The sequence below is a fragment of the Bacillus sp. GbtcB10 genome (assembly GCF_019091365.1).
In the GTDB taxonomy this organism is placed as follows: domain Bacteria; phylum Bacillota; class Bacilli; order Bacillales; family Bacillaceae; genus Bacillus; species Bacillus altitudinis.
Genome location: NZ_JAGXJP010000495.1, coordinates 1 through 228 on the forward strand (window position 1 = coordinate 1; position 228 = coordinate 228).

The 228-nt window shown below is 64.9% G+C and carries 1 protein-coding gene; it reads right to left on the reverse strand.

Annotated elements, in window-relative coordinates:
• The coding region (locus KVT11_RS20940) for a hypothetical protein (protein ID WP_217609252.1) at positions 1 to 214 on the reverse strand (214 nt) is incomplete at its 3' end.
• Between the last annotated feature and the right edge of the window lie 14 nt (positions 215 to 228).

Genomic DNA, 228 nt, shown 5'->3' on the forward strand with positions numbered 1-228 from the left:
CGATATTGTCGAGGATACGCAGCCGGTAGAGGCTGTGCGCCTGGTCGACGGTGCGCTGCAGCCGTTCTTTCCTTCGTCGGTGGTCATTCCGCATCGCTGCCGCCTGGGAAAGGATGTCGGCCCGCCTGTCCGCGGGCACGAGGACCTCCACCCGCACGAGATCGGCGGCTCCCCCGCTTTCCCGATAGCGCCTGATCCTGTCCTGGATTGCCATGCTCACTCTCCTTC